Source organism: Bartonella taylorii 8TBB (assembly GCF_902825155.1).
Taxonomy (GTDB): Bacteria; Pseudomonadota; Alphaproteobacteria; order Rhizobiales; family Rhizobiaceae; genus Bartonella; species Bartonella taylorii_A.
The window spans coordinates 1-450 of sequence record NZ_CADEAG010000124.1 but is presented as its reverse complement, the minus strand read 5'-3'; the positions used below and the strand labels follow the sequence as shown (position 1 = coordinate 450).

At 33.3% G+C, this 450-nt stretch carries 1 pseudogene; it reads right to left on the bottom strand.

The features are described 5' to 3' along the window. Positions 1–53: 53 nt before the first annotated feature. Positions 54–446: pseudogene (locus J7R13_RS08950) on the bottom strand (proton-conducting transporter transmembrane domain-containing protein); the annotation flags it as partial. Positions 447–450: the final 4 nt, after the last annotated feature.

Below are 450 nucleotides of genomic sequence, written 5' to 3'. Positions count from 1 at the left end.
ACAATTTTAGGAGCAGGAGCAAAAAATGCTGTAATGGGAGTTTGTGCTCCTTAATAAACCTCAAGTGTCCACATATGAAATGGAACTGACGTCATTTTTAAAGCTAACCCAGCTAAAATATAAAGAATGCCTAAATTAATACCTCGCTGTAAAGCTTCATTATTTAAAGCAAAAACAATTTCGCGAAAACCAATTAGATCAGTAAAACCCTAAATCAATGAAATACCATAAAGTAAAAATCCTGAAGACAATGCACCTAAAACAAAATATTTTATACCTGCTTCAGAAGCTTTTATATTGTCGCGATTGATTGCAGCAAGAACATATAGAGCTAAAGATTGTCATTCTAATACCATGTAAAGAGACAGCGTATTCCCAGCTGAAATCATTAACATCATACCCAATGTCGCTAAAAGGACTAATACGGGAAACTCAATTATATCAAATTAC